Annotated in this window: 14 protein-coding genes; 11 read left to right on the forward strand and 3 right to left on the reverse strand. The window is 68.9% G+C overall.

From position 1 onward, the window contains the following. Positions 1-56 precede the first annotated feature (56 nt). The 7 genes from C4N9_RS03500 (at position 57) to C4N9_RS03530 (ending at position 7,836) form a co-directional block, all read left to right on the forward strand. Positions 57-1,229 (forward strand): RsmB/NOP family class I SAM-dependent RNA methyltransferase, encoded by a 1,173-nt coding sequence (locus C4N9_RS03500; protein ID WP_109531913.1) that lies wholly within the window; start codon positions 57-59, stop codon positions 1,227-1,229. Between the two features lie 202 nt (positions 1,230-1,431). Continuing rightward, the gene (locus C4N9_RS03505) at positions 1,432-3,993 is read left to right on the forward strand and encodes a hybrid sensor histidine kinase/response regulator (protein WP_146195115.1); all 2,562 of its coding nucleotides are present in this window, start codon (positions 1,432-1,434) and stop codon (positions 3,991-3,993) included. A 76-nt stretch (positions 3,994-4,069) separates the two neighbouring features. After that, positions 4,070-5,071 (forward strand): nicotinate-nucleotide--dimethylbenzimidazole phosphoribosyltransferase, encoded by a 1,002-nt coding sequence (cobT, locus tag C4N9_RS03510; protein WP_210403974.1) that lies wholly within the window; start codon positions 4,070-4,072, stop codon positions 5,069-5,071. A gap of 4 nt (positions 5,072-5,075) precedes the next feature. Further along, positions 5,076-5,804 carry an adenosylcobinamide-GDP ribazoletransferase gene (gene cobS, locus C4N9_RS03515; protein WP_109531915.1) on the forward strand — a complete coding sequence of 243 codons (729 nt, stop codon included), beginning with the start codon at positions 5,076-5,078 and terminating at the stop codon, positions 5,802-5,804. Continuing rightward, the gene (cobC, locus tag C4N9_RS03520) at positions 5,795-6,322 is read left to right on the forward strand and encodes an alpha-ribazole phosphatase family protein (protein WP_109531916.1); all 528 of its coding nucleotides are present in this window, start codon (positions 5,795-5,797) and stop codon (positions 6,320-6,322) included. Before cobS ends, cobC begins: the two co-directional genes overlap by 10 nt. Further along, complete coding sequence (cobU, locus tag C4N9_RS03525) at positions 6,307-6,840, forward strand: bifunctional adenosylcobinamide kinase/adenosylcobinamide-phosphate guanylyltransferase (protein ID WP_210403975.1); 534 nt, start codon at positions 6,307-6,309, stop codon at positions 6,838-6,840. The genes cobC and cobU overlap by 16 nt, the downstream gene beginning before the upstream one ends. A 69-nt stretch (positions 6,841-6,909) precedes the next feature. Continuing rightward, positions 6,910-7,836 carry an alpha/beta hydrolase fold domain-containing protein gene (locus C4N9_RS03530; protein ID WP_109531917.1) on the forward strand — a complete coding sequence of 309 codons (927 nt, stop codon included), beginning with the start codon at positions 6,910-6,912 and terminating at the stop codon, positions 7,834-7,836. A gap of 45 nt (positions 7,837-7,881) precedes the next feature. On the opposite strand, the gene C4N9_RS03535 is transcribed toward C4N9_RS03530, so the two are convergent. From C4N9_RS03535 to C4N9_RS03545, 3 genes are all read right to left on the reverse strand, one after another. Next, complete coding sequence (locus C4N9_RS03535; RefSeq protein WP_109531918.1) at positions 7,882-8,448, reverse strand: hypothetical protein; 567 nt, start codon at positions 8,446-8,448, stop codon at positions 7,882-7,884. A gap of 136 nt (positions 8,449-8,584) precedes the next feature. Continuing rightward, positions 8,585-10,378, reverse strand: coding sequence for a KpsE/RkpR family capsule polysaccharide export protein (locus C4N9_RS03540; RefSeq protein ID WP_109531919.1), 1,794 nt, complete (start codon positions 10,376-10,378; stop codon positions 8,585-8,587). Next, on the reverse strand, positions 10,356-11,015 hold the full coding sequence (locus C4N9_RS03545) for an ABC transporter ATP-binding protein (RefSeq protein ID WP_109531920.1): 660 nt from the start codon (positions 11,013-11,015) through the stop codon (positions 10,356-10,358). Before C4N9_RS03545 ends, C4N9_RS03540 begins: the two co-directional genes overlap by 23 nt. Positions 11,016-11,329: 314 nt before the next feature. On the opposite strand from C4N9_RS03545, the gene C4N9_RS03550 reads away from it, so the two are divergent. The 4 genes from C4N9_RS03550 (at position 11,330) to rpsI (ending at position 14,086) form a co-directional block, all read left to right on the forward strand. Continuing rightward, on the forward strand, positions 11,330-12,154 hold the full coding sequence (locus tag C4N9_RS03550) for an SseB family protein (protein WP_109531921.1): 825 nt from the start codon (positions 11,330-11,332) through the stop codon (positions 12,152-12,154). Between the two features lie 7 nt (positions 12,155-12,161). Continuing rightward, a complete protein-coding gene (locus C4N9_RS03555; protein WP_109531922.1) occupies positions 12,162-12,950 on the forward strand; it encodes a YiiX/YebB-like N1pC/P60 family cysteine hydrolase in 789 nt (262 codons plus the stop codon). A gap of 159 nt (positions 12,951-13,109) precedes the next feature. Further along, complete coding sequence (gene rplM / locus C4N9_RS03560) at positions 13,110-13,574, forward strand: 50S ribosomal protein L13 (protein ID WP_109531923.1); 465 nt, start codon at positions 13,110-13,112, stop codon at positions 13,572-13,574. Between the two features lie 2 nt (positions 13,575-13,576). Continuing rightward, positions 13,577-14,086 (forward strand): 30S ribosomal protein S9, encoded by a 510-nt coding sequence (gene rpsI / locus C4N9_RS03565; RefSeq protein WP_109531924.1) that lies wholly within the window; start codon positions 13,577-13,579, stop codon positions 14,084-14,086. Positions 14,087-14,167 lie beyond the last annotated feature (81 nt).

Consider the following 14,167-nt stretch of genomic DNA (forward strand, 5'->3'; position numbering starts at 1 on the left):
CCCTTGCCAAGCCGGGCAGGCTGCCGCATGTGGGGGGCAACCGACCGGAGCCGCCCATGACCCCTGCCGCGCGTGACGCCGCCGCGATAACCCTCCTTGACCGCTGGCTCGAGGGCCAGCCGCTTGAAGCCGCGCTGACCAACTGGGCGCGCGCGAGCCGTTTCGCGGGCTCCGGCGACCGCGAGGCGGTGCGCGATCTGGTGTTCCAGGCGGTTCGCCGGCGGCGTTCCGCCGCGGCCCTCGGGCAGGGTGAAAGCGGGCGGGCGTTGCTTCTGGGCCTTGCGCGCGAAGCAGGGCAGGACCTGTCGACCTGGAACGGCGAGGGGCACGCGCCCGCGCCGCTGTCCGAGGCCGAGCGCGCATTGCTGGCCGCGCCATTGCCGGATCTGCCGCGCGGCGTCGCGCTCGATTGCCCCGACTGGTTGCTGCCTGACGTCGACGCGGCCCTTGGCGCGCAGGCGGAAGCGGTGTTGCGGCGCATGCGGGACCGCGCGCCGGTCTTCCTGCGCGTCAACACTGCCCGGACGACGCTAGAGGCCGTCGCGGCCCGGCTGGCCGGCGACGGGATCGAGACGCGGCCCCATCCGCTGGCCGAGACCGCGCTGGAGGTGACCGCCAATCCGCGCCGCCTGCGCAATTCGGCCGCCCTGGCCGAGGGCGAGATCGAGATGCAGGATGCGGCCAGCCAGGCCGTGGCGCTGGCTTTCGCCGCCCAAGCCAAGGCGCTTGCGGCTTCGCGCGTCCTGGACTTCTGCGCGGGGGGCGGCGGCAAGGCGCTGGCGCTGGCGGCCGAGGGGCTGGCCGTCTCGGCCCATGACATCGATCCGCGCCGCATGTCGGACCTGCCCGCACGAGCCGAGCGCGCCGGGGCCCGGATCAGGGTTCTGGGCGACGTGTCTGCGGGGGGGTGGGAGGCGATCCTTGCCGATGCGCCCTGTTCGGGCTCGGGCAGCTGGCGCCGCGCGCCCGAGGCGAAATGGCGCTTCAGCGCCGAGCGTCTGGCCGAATTGCTGCGCATTCAGGACCAGATCCTCGATCGCTGCGCGGCGCTGACCGCGCCGGGCGGGATTCTGGGCTATGCCACCTGCTCGATGCTGCGCGCCGAAAACGAAGAGCGCGTCGCGGCCTTTCTGAAGCGTCATCCCGGCTGGCAAAGCCTTTCGGACCTGCGCCTGTCGCCACTCGACGGCGGGGACGGCTTTTTTCTGGCCGTGTTGCGAAAGCAATAGGCCTCAACGCGCTTGGGGAAAACAACCTTCGGTGGTATCGTGAGCCGTTAAGAGTGCATTAACGGTATCGCAGGACACTCGCGTCATGTCCGTGCCCGAAGACCATGTTTCTTTCGTTTCGCAAGCCTCCCGAAAACCGCGCGGGGGCGATGGCCGTGCGGCTTCGGCTTTCGCGGTCGCCGCGTTGGCAAGGCTGGTGCCTGTGGTACAGATCCTGGGCGGCCTGGGGCTGTTCCTGGCCGTTTGCGGCGGGGGACTGGCGCTGGCGGGGATGCCGGTGGCGGCGCTGGTCGTCGCGGTGGCGGCGATCAGCATCATGGTGCTCGCACTAATCGCGGCCCTTGGCGCGCGCCACCGCCGAAAACGTCGCGCCCGCGTCAGCGATGCGCTGGCCCAAGCGATGGAAAGCGACCCCGATCCGGTTCTTGTCACCGATCCCGAGGGGACGGTCTGCGCGGCGAATCAGGCAGGCGCGGCGCAGGCCCTCGATCCCGTGGACGGGATGCGGGGCTGGTGCGTCTCGCCCGAGGTCATGCGCGACACGCTCCTCGCCGAAACCGCGCGGCGGGGCGCGGCCTCGCGCGAATTCTGGCGCCGGAGCGGCGGGTTGCGCGTCACCTGCAATAGCGTGGAGCGGGCGCTCGGCGACGGCGTCGTGGTCTGGCGCTTCGCCCCGATCCGACGCGGCGGCGGGCGATCGGTCGATGCGCTCGGGCTTGCGGTCCTGTCCGTCGATGACGAGGGCGTGCATCCCAATCCTGCCGCGCTGACGCTTCTGGGCTGCGACGCGGCGCAGGCAGGACCGCTTCTGGCGGGGCTCGATTCGCCGGGCGGGGACCTGCGCCCCGATCGGCGCGGCGCAGAGACAGGCGGCGCCGAATCTTTGCCAGTGTTGCTGACCCTGCGCGACGGACGAACCTTTCAGGCCGTGCCGCTTGCGTCGGATACGGCCAGCGGAACGGGCGGGCGCGACCTGCTGCTTCTCCCGGCACTCCCGGCCGGAACCGACAGCCAAGCCGCGCCGCACGCATCCGCCTTCGAAGACATTCCCGTGGCGCTGTTGCAGATCGGCCCCGACGGTCGCGTCGGACAGGGCAATCGCCATGCCCGCTCGCTTCTGGGGCTCGAACCCGATGCGCGGCCCTGGTTCTCGGAGGTGGTCGAGGGGCTGGGGCGCCCGGTCAACGACTGGCTCGACGATGCGCGGCTGGGCCGGGCGCTTGGCCGGCCCGAAGTGCTGCGCGTGACGCTCAGGGAACAGGAAACCTTCGTGCAGATCATCCTGCGGCGTGCGCAGGACGGGCCCGACAGCGGCGCGCTGGTGGCGGTGATTTCGGACGCGACCGAACTCAAGACGCTGGAAGCGCGGTTCGTGCAAAGCCAGAAGATGCAGGCGATCGGTCAGCTTGCAGGCGGAATCGCGCATGATTTCAACAACCTGCTGACCGCGATTGCCGGTCATTGCGACCTGCTTCTGCTCAACCGCGACCGGTTCGATCCCGATTACAGCGATCTGTTGCAGATCCACCAGAACACCAACCGCGCCGCAGCGCTGGTGCGCCAGCTTCTGGCCTTTTCGCGCAAGCAGTCGCTCACCCCCGAAATCGTCGGCGTCGAGAATCTGCTTGAAGACCTGACCCATCTGCTGACCCGGCTGGTGGGCGAGCGTATCAATCTCGACCTGCGCCACCACCCCGATGTCGGCGCGATCCGCGCCGACAAGCGGCAGCTCGAACAGGTGATCCTCAACCTTGTGGTCAATGCCCGCGATGCGATGCCGATGGGCGGCACGATCCGGATCGAGACCGAGATCCGGCATCTCGCCCGCGAAACGGATGTCGGACGCGCGCGGCTGCCCGAAGGCGATTACGTCCTGATCCATGTCATCGATCAGGGATTCGGCATCGCGCCCTCGGTGATCGACAAGATATTCGAACCGTTCTTCACCACCAAGAAACTGGGAGAGGGCACCGGGCTGGGCCTGTCCACGGCCTATGGCATCGTCAAGCAGATGGGCGGCTACATCTTTGCGGACTCCGTCGAGGGGGCGGGCACGACCTTCACGCTGTATTTCGGCGCCATCGGTGAGCGGCCCGCGGTCCGGCGCGATCCGCGGCCCGCAGGGGCCGCGACGCTTTCCGAGACACATGACGATCTCGATGCCGGGCACGGCCTGTCGGTGCATGACACGCTGGCCGCTCTCGACCGCGTGGCCGAAGAGATGCCCGCCACCACGGATACCGCAGCCACGGGTCCGGCCCCGCGGCCCCGCGCGCCGACAGATCCCGCCCTGAAACCGCGCGTGAGGGCCCCGGGGGCGCCGCGTGGCGGCGGCGCGATCCTTCTGGTCGAGGACGAGGCCCCCGTCCGTGCCTTCGCGGCGCGCGCGCTTCGCCTGCAGGGCTATCAGGTGTTCGAGGCGCAGGACGGCGAACAGGCGCTCGATTTCCTGCAGGATCCGGGCCTGCGCGTCGATCTCTTCGTCTCGGACGTGGTGATGCCGGGGATCGACGGGCCGGGCTGGGTGGCCAAGGCGCTCGAGAACCGGCCCGGCACGCCCGTGCTGTTCGTGTCGGGTTACACCGAGGACGCGCTGCGCGCCACGATCAGCGGCATCCCGGGCGCGATTTTCCTGGGCAAACCCTTTTCGCTGAAGGATCTGAGCGAGACCATCGCGGGCCAGCTCTCGCGCCAGTCGGGCAGGCAGCCTCCTGCGTCTCCCGCTGCGCCTGCCTCTGCCCGGCAGGTCGCCTCCCGGGCCTGACCCGTCGCGCGTGGTCCTTGCACCGCGCGCGCGGACTGCTAGGAAAGGCGCCGATATCCCAAGATCGGACCTTGCCGTGACAAACCCGCTTGCCGCCCGTATCCGCCACGTGATCGACACCAAGACCAAGCCGCTGGGCGCGCTTGGCCGGATCGAGACCCTGGCCGAGCAGATCGCGCTTTTGCAGGGGACCGACGCGCCCCGCATGACGCAATGCACACTGACCATCTTCGCCGCCGATCACGGCATCGCCGCGACCGGCGTGTCGGCCTTCCCGCAGGAAGTGACGCCGCAGATGGTGATGAATTTTCTGGCGGGCGGTGCCGCCGCCAATGTCTTCGCCGCCGTCAACGGCGTGGCGCTGCAGGTGGTGGATGCGGGCGTTGCGGGCGAGCGGATCGAGCATCCGCAGCTTATCGACCGTCGCATCGCCGCGGGCACCGCGAATTTCCTCGACGGCCCGGCGATGAGCTCCGAACAGGCGCAGCAGGCGCTCGATCACGGCGCGGGCGTTGCCCATGCGGCGACGGGCGAGGCGCTGGCCTTCGGCGAGATGGGCATCGCCAACACTGCCACGGCCGCCGCGCTGGCGCACAAGCTGACGGGCCGCCCGCTGGCCGGGCTGGTCGGGCGGGGCACCGGGCTGGACGATGCCGGGCTTGACCGCAAGCTCGACATCCTGACCCGCGCCGCCGCGCGCACCGGCGCGCTGAGCCCGGAACAGGCAATGGCCGAATATGGCGGGTTCGAGATCGTCATGATGGCGGGCGCGATGATCGAGACCGCGCGCGAAAACCGCGTGGTGATCGTCGACGGCTTCATCGCCAGTGTCGCGGCGCTTCTGGCCACCAAGCTGCAGCCCGAGACCCGGCGCGCGCTGGTCTTCGCCCATCGCTCGCACGAATCGGGCCACCGAGTCGTTCTGGAAGAGCTGGAGGCCGATCCGCTTCTGTCGCTCGACATGCGGTTGGGCGAGGGGACGGGCGCGCTGCTGGCCTGGCCGCTTCTGAAGGCCGCAGCGGCGATGATGACCGACATGGCCAGCTTCGAGACCGCCGGCGTCTCGAGCGCCGGTTGATCCGGTGCGCGCAGCCCGCGCCGCGCTGGCCTTCCTGACCCGGCTACCGGCCGGGCCGCTCGACAGCGCGGATTTCGCCCGCGCACCCGCATGGTTCACCGCGGTGGGGCTGGGGCTGGGCATCGCCTCGGCCGGGATCTGGTGGCTCGCCGCCTGCGTCTGGCCGCCGGTTCTGGCCGCCTTGGCCGCCGTCGTGGCGTTGCTCATGATGACCGGCGCGCTGCACGAGGACGGGCTGGCCGATACGTTCGACGGTCTCGGCTCGGGCCGCCCGACCGAACGCGCGCTCGAGATCATGCGCGACAGCCGGATCGGCAGTTTCGGCGCCATCGCGCTTGGCATCGTGCTGGCTGCGCGGGTGGCGGCGCTGGCCGCGCTGGGACTGGGCGCGCCGGTGGCGCTGATCGCCGGGCAGGCGCTCAGCCGCGCGGGCATGACGCTGATGCTGCGGCGCGGGCCCTATGTCCGCGCCACGGGCGCCGCGACCGGGATGACCGGCCCGATGGGGGCACATCGCTGGGCGCTGATCGGGGCCGTGGCGCTTGCCATAGTCATCACCGCCGTCACGCTGGGCTGGGCGGTCCTGGGCGGTCTTGCGGGGCTTGTCGTCGCGCAGTTGGCGATCCGGGGCTGGGCGGTGGCGCGGCTGCGCGGCATCACCGGCGACACCCTTGGCGCGTCCCAGGCTCTGGGCGATCTGGGCTTTCTTCTGGGGCTGCTGGCATGTCTGTGATTCTCTTGCGGCACACGAAGCCCGATGTGATCGAGGGCACCTGTTACGGTCGCACCGATCTGGGGCTGGCGGAATGTTTCGACGACACGGCGATCCGCATCGCCGCCGAACTCCCGCCCGTTGAGCGCATCCTCTCTTCCCCCCTGTCGCGCTGTCAGCGTCTGGCCCGTGCCATTGCCGAGGCGCGGGGCCTGCCGGTCGAAACCGATACCCGCTTCGTCGAGATGGATTTCGGCCGGTGGGAGGGCATTGCCTGGTCCGAGATCCCGCGCCCCGAGATCGACGCGTGGCGCGACGACTTTCTTGATGCGCGCCCGCATGGCGGCGAAAGCGTGCGCGACCTGCGCGAGCGCACACGCGCGGGGCTCGATGCCGTGGCCGAGGGGCCGGTGCCGGCGCTTGTTGTCACCCATGCGGGCGTCATCAAGGCCGCGCTGGCGCTGTCGGGGCAGTCGGATGGCTGGGACGCGCAGACCGAATTCGGCCATTGGCGGAGGCTCGCATGGCCCGCGCCGTGACGCTGGTTCTGGGCGGCGCGCGCTCTGGCAAAAGCGCGCTGGCCGAGCGCGTCGTGCTGCGGGCGGGCGGTGCGCCGGTCTATATCGCCACCGCGCAGGCCTGGGATGACGAGATGCGCGCGCGCATCGCGCAGCATAGGGCGCAGCGGGACGGGCAGGGCTGGGAAACCGTCGAGGCGCCCCTCGACCTGTCCGGCGCGCTGACGGATCTGGATCCCGCGCGCCCGGTGCTGATCGACTGCCTGACGCTCTGGCTGACCAATCACCTGTTGGCCGAGCATGCCATCGACCAGCAGGTCGGGGGCCTGATCGACGCGCTGCAGGGACGCCCCGGCCCGACCGTTCTGGTGGCAAACGAGGTCGGGCTTGGCATCGTCCCCGACAACGCGCTGGCCCGGGCGTTCCGCGACCATGCCGGGCGCTGCAACCAGCGCATCGCGGCCATGGCCGATACCGTGGTCTTCACCGCCGCCGGACTGCCGATGGTGTTGAAAGGCGCGCTGCCGCCGGGGATCTGAGCGCGCGCCCTTGACCTTCCGCACCCGGCGCGGACACGATGCGCCGAACCCAGCCCGGAGGCGCGGCGCATGACCGACGACACCCAACTCGAGACGCTCACCGATTACGCGTGGCTCCCGTCCGAGATCCGCGACTTCATCGCCCGGACCGAAGCCGCCTATCCCCCGGATGCGGTGAATTTCTCGATCGCCGAGCAGCGTGCCTTCTATGACAGGCTGTGCGCCGATTTCGATCAGCCTCATCCGCCCGGCCTGACGACCGAGGATCTCACCATCGCTGAAATCCCCTGCCGCCGCTACACGCCGACCCGGCCCAGGGGCGGCGTGACGGGGATCTATTTCCACGGCGGCGGTTTCGTGGTGGGCGGGCTTGAAAGCCACGATGCCATCGTTGCCGAACTGGCCGAGCGTGCCGGCCTGACGATGATCGCCGTCGATTACCGGCTGGTCCCCGAACACCGCCATCCCGCCGCCTATCTCGATTGCCTGGCCGTGGTCGATGCGGTGCCCGGGCCCAAGGTGCTGGCGGGTGACAGCGCGGGCGGGACGCTGGCGGCGTCGGTCAGCGCGGCGCGGCCGGGGCTGGCGGGGCAGGTGCTGATCTATCCGGGGCTGGGGGGAGAGGGGCTGCCCAGCTTCACCCGCCATGCCAAGGCCCCGATGCTGAGCGCCGATGAATGCCGCTATTACGAGACGGTGCGCTATGACGGTCCGGTGCCCGTGGGCGACGTGACCGCGCGCCCGCTCGATGCCGAGGACTACGGTGATCTGCCCCCGACCGCGATCTTCATCGCCGAGGCCGATCCGCTGGCCTCGGGCGGGGTCGAATACGCCGCGCGGCTGGCCGAGGCGGGCGTGGACGTGTCGCTGACCGAAGAACCGGGCATGGTGCATGGCTATCTGCGCGCGCGGCATATGTCGCCCGGCGCGGCGGAGTCTTTCGCCCGCATCGCCGAGGCGCTCGATCGTTTCGCCACGCAGGCTGTCGGCGCATGAAAAAAGGGGCCCCGCGGGGCCCCTTCGTCGTCCATACGCGCGCGCTTAGTAGCGCACGACGGTTTCGAAACTTTCGGGCAGTTCCACGTCGGGGTTCAGGATCTCGACCAGGTCGAAGCTGAACGAGGCCGAGGTGCCGTCTTCCGAAATCTCGCCCGTGGACGAGACGACCTCGGCACCGGCCACGCGGATCGTGAAGGAATGGCCTTCCAGCATCGGGCGCATCATCGCCGCCATCTGCGGATCGTTGCGCATCTCGGCGCCCTGCGCGCCCATCTCGCCGATGGGGAAGGTCACGCGGACGGTGCCGTCACCCAGATCCTCGGCGGTGGGCGACGGCTCGCCCGGCTCGCTTTCGAACACCTCGGCAAACGTGCCCGAGGTCATGACGTCGCAGCGCGCGGTCTCACCCTCGATGGTCAGCGTGCCGCCCTCGTCCTCGGGGCAGAAGGACGCGCCGCCGCCAATCATTTCAAGCATTTGCTGCTGAACGGTCATGTGGCCCGAAACGCTGGCCTGATCGGCGCCCTCGATCGTGGCGGTCATGTCGACATCGACGCAGGCCGACAGCGCCATCGCGCCAACCAGCGCCGCAGCTTGGATCATACGCATTGAAATCTCCCTTAGCGAAATGATTTGGCACCAGCCTAACGAGGGGGCTCGGCGGGTGCCAGAGACAATACGTCGGCCCGGGCGGGACCGGCGTTCAATTGCCGGTTGCCGCCGGGCGGGCCGCTGACCCGGTCGTCTATCCCGTGATCTGCTCGCGCAGGATGGCCGCCGTCATCGAGATCAGCAGGTAGATCCCGGCAAAGATCAGGAAGGCGAGCGCGGTGTTTTCGAAGGCGCGCGGATAGGTGGGTTCGTCCGGCGCCACGGGGCTCACGCCCAGCGACAGATAGCGGACCTGGCGGTTCGCCTCGATCCGGGCGGCCTCGAGTTGCTGCATCGCCTGCGCCAGCAGCATCTGCCGCGTCGCGACATCGGATTCCGCCATCACCTGTTCGCGCTGCAGCCGCGCCACCGAGGGGGTGTTGTCGCCGCCCTGCGTGAGGCTTCCGCGCAGATCGGCGATCTGGCTTTCCAGCGTCGCCACGCGCCGCTCGGCCTGTTCCAGGCGCGCCGGGTTCGGGCGCGGATTGGCGCGCAGGTCGGCAAGGCTGAGCCGCTCCATGTTCAGCTGCGTCTCCAGGTTGGTGATCTGCTGGGTGAGCAGCGTCACCTCGACCTCGGAGGACAGCATCTGGAACCGCTCCTGCAATTCCAGCACCCGAAGCTGCGCCTCGTTCATGCGCGCTTCGGCCTGCTCGACGCTTTCCTGCGCATCGGCCATCTGGTTCTCGCGCAGGCGCTGGGTCAACTGGTCGACCTGTTCCTCGGCATAGCTGACCAGCGCGCGGGCGAAGCGTTCGCTGGTCTCGGGGTCGGCGGCGATCACCTCCATGCGGATGATGCCCTCGGTGGGATCGAAGCTGACCTGCACCATGTCCTGATACAGCCTGTAGGCCGCCTCGTCGGTGGCGTCGGGCGGCAGGCGGCGCAACGGGTCGATCTCTTCGTTCTGGAAATAGCTCTTGAAGCCTTCCTCGCGGTCGAGCCGCCGCATCGCGTCGCGCGATTGCAGGAAGCTCTGAACGGTAATCGAGTCCTGGTTGGACCCCATCGCCGCGCCGCCGAACATGCCCGACAGCGCCCCGGCCGCCGCGCCGCCGGCATTGCTGTCGGCCTGCTGGATGACGAATTCCGAATTGGTCGCGTAGAGCGGCGTCGCCACGACGAAGAAATACCAGGCCGCGATCAGCGTGGGCAACGTGACGAAGATCCCCAGCCGGGCCGCCAGCAACAGCATCCGCCGGCGCCGCCGCTTGCGGATGTCTTTCTGGATGCGCGAGATTTCCGCCTTGCGCTGGTTCGGCGCCGAGGCGGGTTCCGCCACCGCGGGGGTGCCGGGCTGGCGGTAGGCTTTGGGCAGCTGCGGCTGTTCGGTGGTCGTCAGGGCGCGGCTTTTCGAGCCTTCCTCCTTGACGATGTCCAGAAGCGTCGAGCGCTCGAACGGGTCGATCCCCTGCTGGCGCAGAAGCCGTACGGCTTCCAGCCCCGAGGTCGCCTTGATCCCGTTGCGCTGCGCGACCCGCATCGCCATGCGCAATTGGCGGCCGGTCAGCTCTGACTCGCTTTGGGCCTGGCCGGCGGGCTGCGCTTTGTTCCCTGCCGTGCCGGGCGTCGCATCGCCGCTCTGCGGCGCCGGTCGGTCCGCCGCCGGGGTGTCGCGCGGCGGGCGCGGGCTGGTGCCAGCGCCGCCGGTATTGGGCCGGGCCGGGCGTGCCGGCTGTGGCGAAGGCTGCGCCTCGTCGCTCAGCCCGGCCGAGCGGGGGCTCGCGCTCTCTGCCGGGGTATAGGCGGCGCGCCTTGCGCCGTCGCGCGGCGCACTTTGCGCATCGGGTGCTTCCGCGCGTTGCGGCGCGACGCTGGTGCGCAGCGCCTCGGAACTGTCGTCGCCCAGTTTGAGCCGGAACCGCCTAGCTTTGGGTTTCGTAGTCATAAAGCGCTTTCGCCTCTTCCAGCGAGTCAAAGAACTGCAGCTTGCCATCGCGCAGCACCGCCGCCGATTTGCAGTATTTCTCCAGCGTTTCCGCCTGGTGCGACACGATCAGGACGGTGGCGTCCTCCAGCCGTTCCTTCAGGATCGCGCCCGCCCGCTTGTTGAACTTCACATCCGTGGTCGCGGGCATTCCTTCGTCGACCAGGTAAAGGTCGAACTCGATCGCCAGCATCAGCGCGAAGGCGAAGCGCGAGCGCATCCCCTGGCTGTAGGTACCGACCGCCATGTCGAAATAATCGCCAATATCGCACAGCCAGCGGCAGAAGGCTTCGACCTCGTCCGGGTCGAGCTGATAGAGCCGGGCAATATAGCGCGCATTCTCGGTCGCGGTGTGGCGATGGTTGATACCGCCCATGAAGCCCAGCGGGAACGAGACCCGGCAGGTCCGCGTGATCGTGCCCTCGTCGGGTTTTTCCAGCCCCGCCATCATGTTGATGATCGTCGTCTTGCCGGTGCCATTGGGGGCGAGGATGCCGACCGAATGGCCCAGCTCCACGCGGAACGACGCCTCGTGCAGGATGACCTTGCGGCCCTTTCCGGTCCAGAAGGACTTGCTGACGTTGTAGAACTCCAGCATCGCTCGCGCCTCGGTTTGCCGGTCCGTCCGGCGGCTTCGGCGCGGTCGGGCCCTGTAGGGGCATCTGTCGCGGCCCCGCTTGCGGCCCGTCGGGGCCGGAATTGTCCCGCCATTATGAAGCATTACGGGCTCTGAGTGTAGTGAAAACTGCGTGTTCGGACTGTTGCGGCCGCGCGGCAGAGGTTAGGAAGGGCAAAGCAGGGTCACGCGCACGCCCACGGCGCCGCGCCGCGGCCTGACCGCCAGACGATCACAGGGCCGATCCGGCCGACCACCGGGCCGATCCGGCCAAGGACACGAGAAGCAGGGCCGCCATGAGCAACGCGCCTCCCACCGATCTCGACACCGCGATGCAGCGCCTTGCCGCGGCCCCCGCCGACACGCCCGCGGAAATCAGCGCGCGCCTGGCCTTTCACGCCGAACTCAGCCGCGCGGAGCTGTTCGTGCTGCTCGATGCCGAGATCACCGGCGACAGCATGGCGCCGCGCGTCTTCGATCTGTCCGATGTGCGCGCGGTGCTGGCGTTCGACAGCGAATACCGGCTGGCCGAATTCGCCGGGACGGCAGCGGCCTATGCGGCGTTGCCCGGGCGCATCCTGGTGTCGATGCTGGCCGAATCGGGCGAGGGGCTGTCGCTTCTGGTCAATGCCGATGCGCCCCATGCCTCGCTGATGTCGGCCGAGGCGGTCGAATGGCTGGCGGCGACGCTTTCCGGCCCCGCGCCCTCGGAAGGGCAGGGCGTGGCGCAAAGCTTCGCCGCGCCCGATCTGCCCGACAGCATCCGCGAGCCGCTGGTCGCCGCGCTCGAACGGCGCCTGTCGGGGATGCCGGGCCTGTCGGGGACGGTGTTGGCGGGGGTGTTGTGGCAGGATGGCACGCGCGGGCATACGCTGGCGCTGGCCGGGCTGCCCGAGGAAACGCATCCCGCCGTTGCCCGCGCGGTCTCCGAGGCACTGGCGCTGTCGGGGCTGGAGGCGGGCGCGCTTGACGTGATCTTCCCGCCCGAGCGGATGATGCAGGCCATCGCCGCCGTGGGGCTGCCGCTGTCGCCCGCGCCTTTCGCCATGGACGAAGACCAGGCGATCACCCCCGGCGCCAATCCCGGGCTTGATCCCAGCCGGCCCCCCAAGCTGCGCTGAGGCTGCCATGCTTGCGGGATTACGCCACCGTCTCGGACACTGGATCGGTCGTTTTCTTGAACGCGACCAGCCCGAAACGCAGCCCGTCGTCGCCCAGGACCACGCGGCGCTGACGGCAACGATCCGGGTGGGCGACGTGCTGCTGGTCGAAGGCCGCGCCAAGGTGTCGACGGCGATCAAGTACCTGACCCAGAGCACCTGGTCCCATGCCGCGATCTGCGTGCAGGACCTTTCATCGGGGAGCGGGGCGGTCGAACTGGTCGAGGTGACAATGCACGAGGGCGCGCACCGCGTCCCGCTGTCGAAATACGCCAGCTACAACACCCGCCTGTGCCGCGCGGCGGGGCTGTCCGAGGACGAGCGCGCGGCGGTCGCCCGCTACATGGTCGACCGGATCGGTCTGCAATATGACATGCGCAACATCGTCGACCTAATGCGCTATTTCATTCCGACGCCGCCGGTCCCGGTCCGCTGGCGCCGTCCGCTGCTCAGCCTTGGGGCCGGGGATCCCACGCGGGCGATCTGTTCATCGCTGGCCGCACAGGCCTTCCAGTCGGTGGGCTATCCGATCCTGCCCGAGATCGAGATGCTGCGCGCGCCCTCGGGCCGTCCGCTGCGCACCGTCTGGTATGCCCGCGATTCCAGCTTCATCGTGCCGCGCGACTTCGACCTGTCGCCCTATTTCGCGGTGGTCAAACCGACGATCTACCGGGGCTTCGATCACGCGCGGATCCCGTGGGCCGAGCGCGGCGCAGAGGACGGCGACCGCGTCGACAGCCGGAAAAGTGTGGGGTAAAATAATACCCAAATCGTAACCATATGAAATATATGGGATAATCGAAAAGACGCTTCGCGCAACCGCACTTGACCTGCCGGATGGAATCGCTAGAACACGGCCATCCCGCAGCCGGGTTCCGCCGGTTGCGTCAATGCTTCTCATTTTCAGGGCTGGACCATGAAAACCTACACCGCAAAACCGGCGGAGATCGAGAAGAAGTGGATCCTGATCGACGCCGAAGGTGTCGTTCTGGGCCGCCTCGCCACGATCGTCGCCAACATCCTGCGTGGCAAGAACAAGCCGACGTTTACGCCGCATATGGACATGGGTGACAATGTCATCATCATCAACGCCGACAAGGTGCAGATGACCGGCAACAAGCGCGCCGACAAGCGTTACTACTGGCATACCGGCCACCCGGGCGGGATCAAGTTCCGCACCGCCGAGCAGGTGCTGGACGGCGCTCATCCCGAGCGCGTCGTGATCAAGGCCGTCGAGCGCATGATCTCGCGCAACCGTCTGGGCCGTCAGCAGATGACCAACCTGCGCGTCTATGCCGGCGCCGAGCATCCGCATGAAGCCCAGCAACCGACCGTTCTCGACGTCAAGTCGCTGAACAAGAAAAACACCCGGAGCGCTTGATCATGGCTGACGAGATCAAATCCCTCGACGCGCTGAAGGATGCCGTCGCCGGCGCTGCCTCGGCCGCGCCCGCCGGTGCCGAAGGTACCGAAACCGCCGCCCCCCGTGAGCCGCAGCGCGACTCGCTGGGCCGCGCCTATGCCACCGGCAAGCGGAAAGACGCCATCGCGCGCGTCTGGATCAAGCCGGGCTCGGGCAAGGTCACCGTCAACGGCAAGGACATGGACGCCTATTTCGCGCGTCCGGTGCTGCAGATGATCCTGCGCCAGCCCTTCACCATCGCCGGTGTCGAGAACCAGTTCGACGTCTACGCCACCGTCGTCGGCGGCGGTCTGTCGGGTCAGGCCGGTGCGGTCAAGCACGGCGTGTCGAAAGCGCTGCAGCTCTACGATCCCAGCCTGCGCGGTGCGCTGAAGGCTGCGGGCTTCCTGACCCGCGACTCGCGCACGGTCGAGCGGAAGAAATACGGTAAGCGCAAGGCTCGCCGCAGCTTCCAGTTCTCGAAGCGCTGATCGCTTCAGGCAGATCTTGTCGAAAGGCGCGGCTTCGGTCGCGCCTTTTGCTTTGTCCACCCGCCCGCTATCGTCCGCCCG

The organism is Pararhodobacter marinus (genome assembly GCF_003122215.1).
Classification (GTDB): domain Bacteria; phylum Pseudomonadota; class Alphaproteobacteria; order Rhodobacterales; family Rhodobacteraceae; genus Pararhodobacter; species Pararhodobacter marinus.

Bases quoted from the DNA above. Each gene is read 5' to 3' on its own strand.
- cobC (WP_109531916.1), top strand. From the start codon at position 5,795: ATGTCTGTGATTCTCTTGCGGCACACGAAGCCCGATGTGATCGAGGGC.
- C4N9_RS03540 (WP_109531919.1), bottom strand. From the start codon at position 10,378: ATGACTACGAAACCCAAAGCTAGGCGGTTCCGGCTCAAACTGGGCGAC.
- C4N9_RS03530 (WP_109531917.1), top strand. From the start codon at position 6,910: ATGACCGACGACACCCAACTCGAGACGCTCACCGATTACGCGTGGCTC.
- rplM (WP_109531923.1), top strand. From the start codon at position 13,110: ATGAAAACCTACACCGCAAAACCGGCGGAGATCGAGAAGAAGTGGATC.
- C4N9_RS03545 (WP_109531920.1), bottom strand. From the start codon at position 11,015: ATGCTGGAGTTCTACAACGTCAGCAAGTCCTTCTGGACCGGAAAGGGC.
- cobU (WP_210403975.1), top strand. From the start codon at position 6,307: ATGGCCCGCGCCGTGACGCTGGTTCTGGGCGGCGCGCGCTCTGGCAAA.
- C4N9_RS03535 (WP_109531918.1), bottom strand. From the start codon at position 8,448: ATGCGTATGATCCAAGCTGCGGCGCTGGTTGGCGCGATGGCGCTGTCG.
- C4N9_RS03550 (WP_109531921.1), top strand. From the start codon at position 11,330: ATGAGCAACGCGCCTCCCACCGATCTCGACACCGCGATGCAGCGCCTT.
- C4N9_RS03500 (WP_109531913.1), top strand. From the start codon at position 57: ATGACCCCTGCCGCGCGTGACGCCGCCGCGATAACCCTCCTTGACCGC.
- C4N9_RS03555 (WP_109531922.1), top strand. From the start codon at position 12,162: ATGCTTGCGGGATTACGCCACCGTCTCGGACACTGGATCGGTCGTTTT.
- rpsI (WP_109531924.1), top strand. From the start codon at position 13,577: ATGGCTGACGAGATCAAATCCCTCGACGCGCTGAAGGATGCCGTCGCC.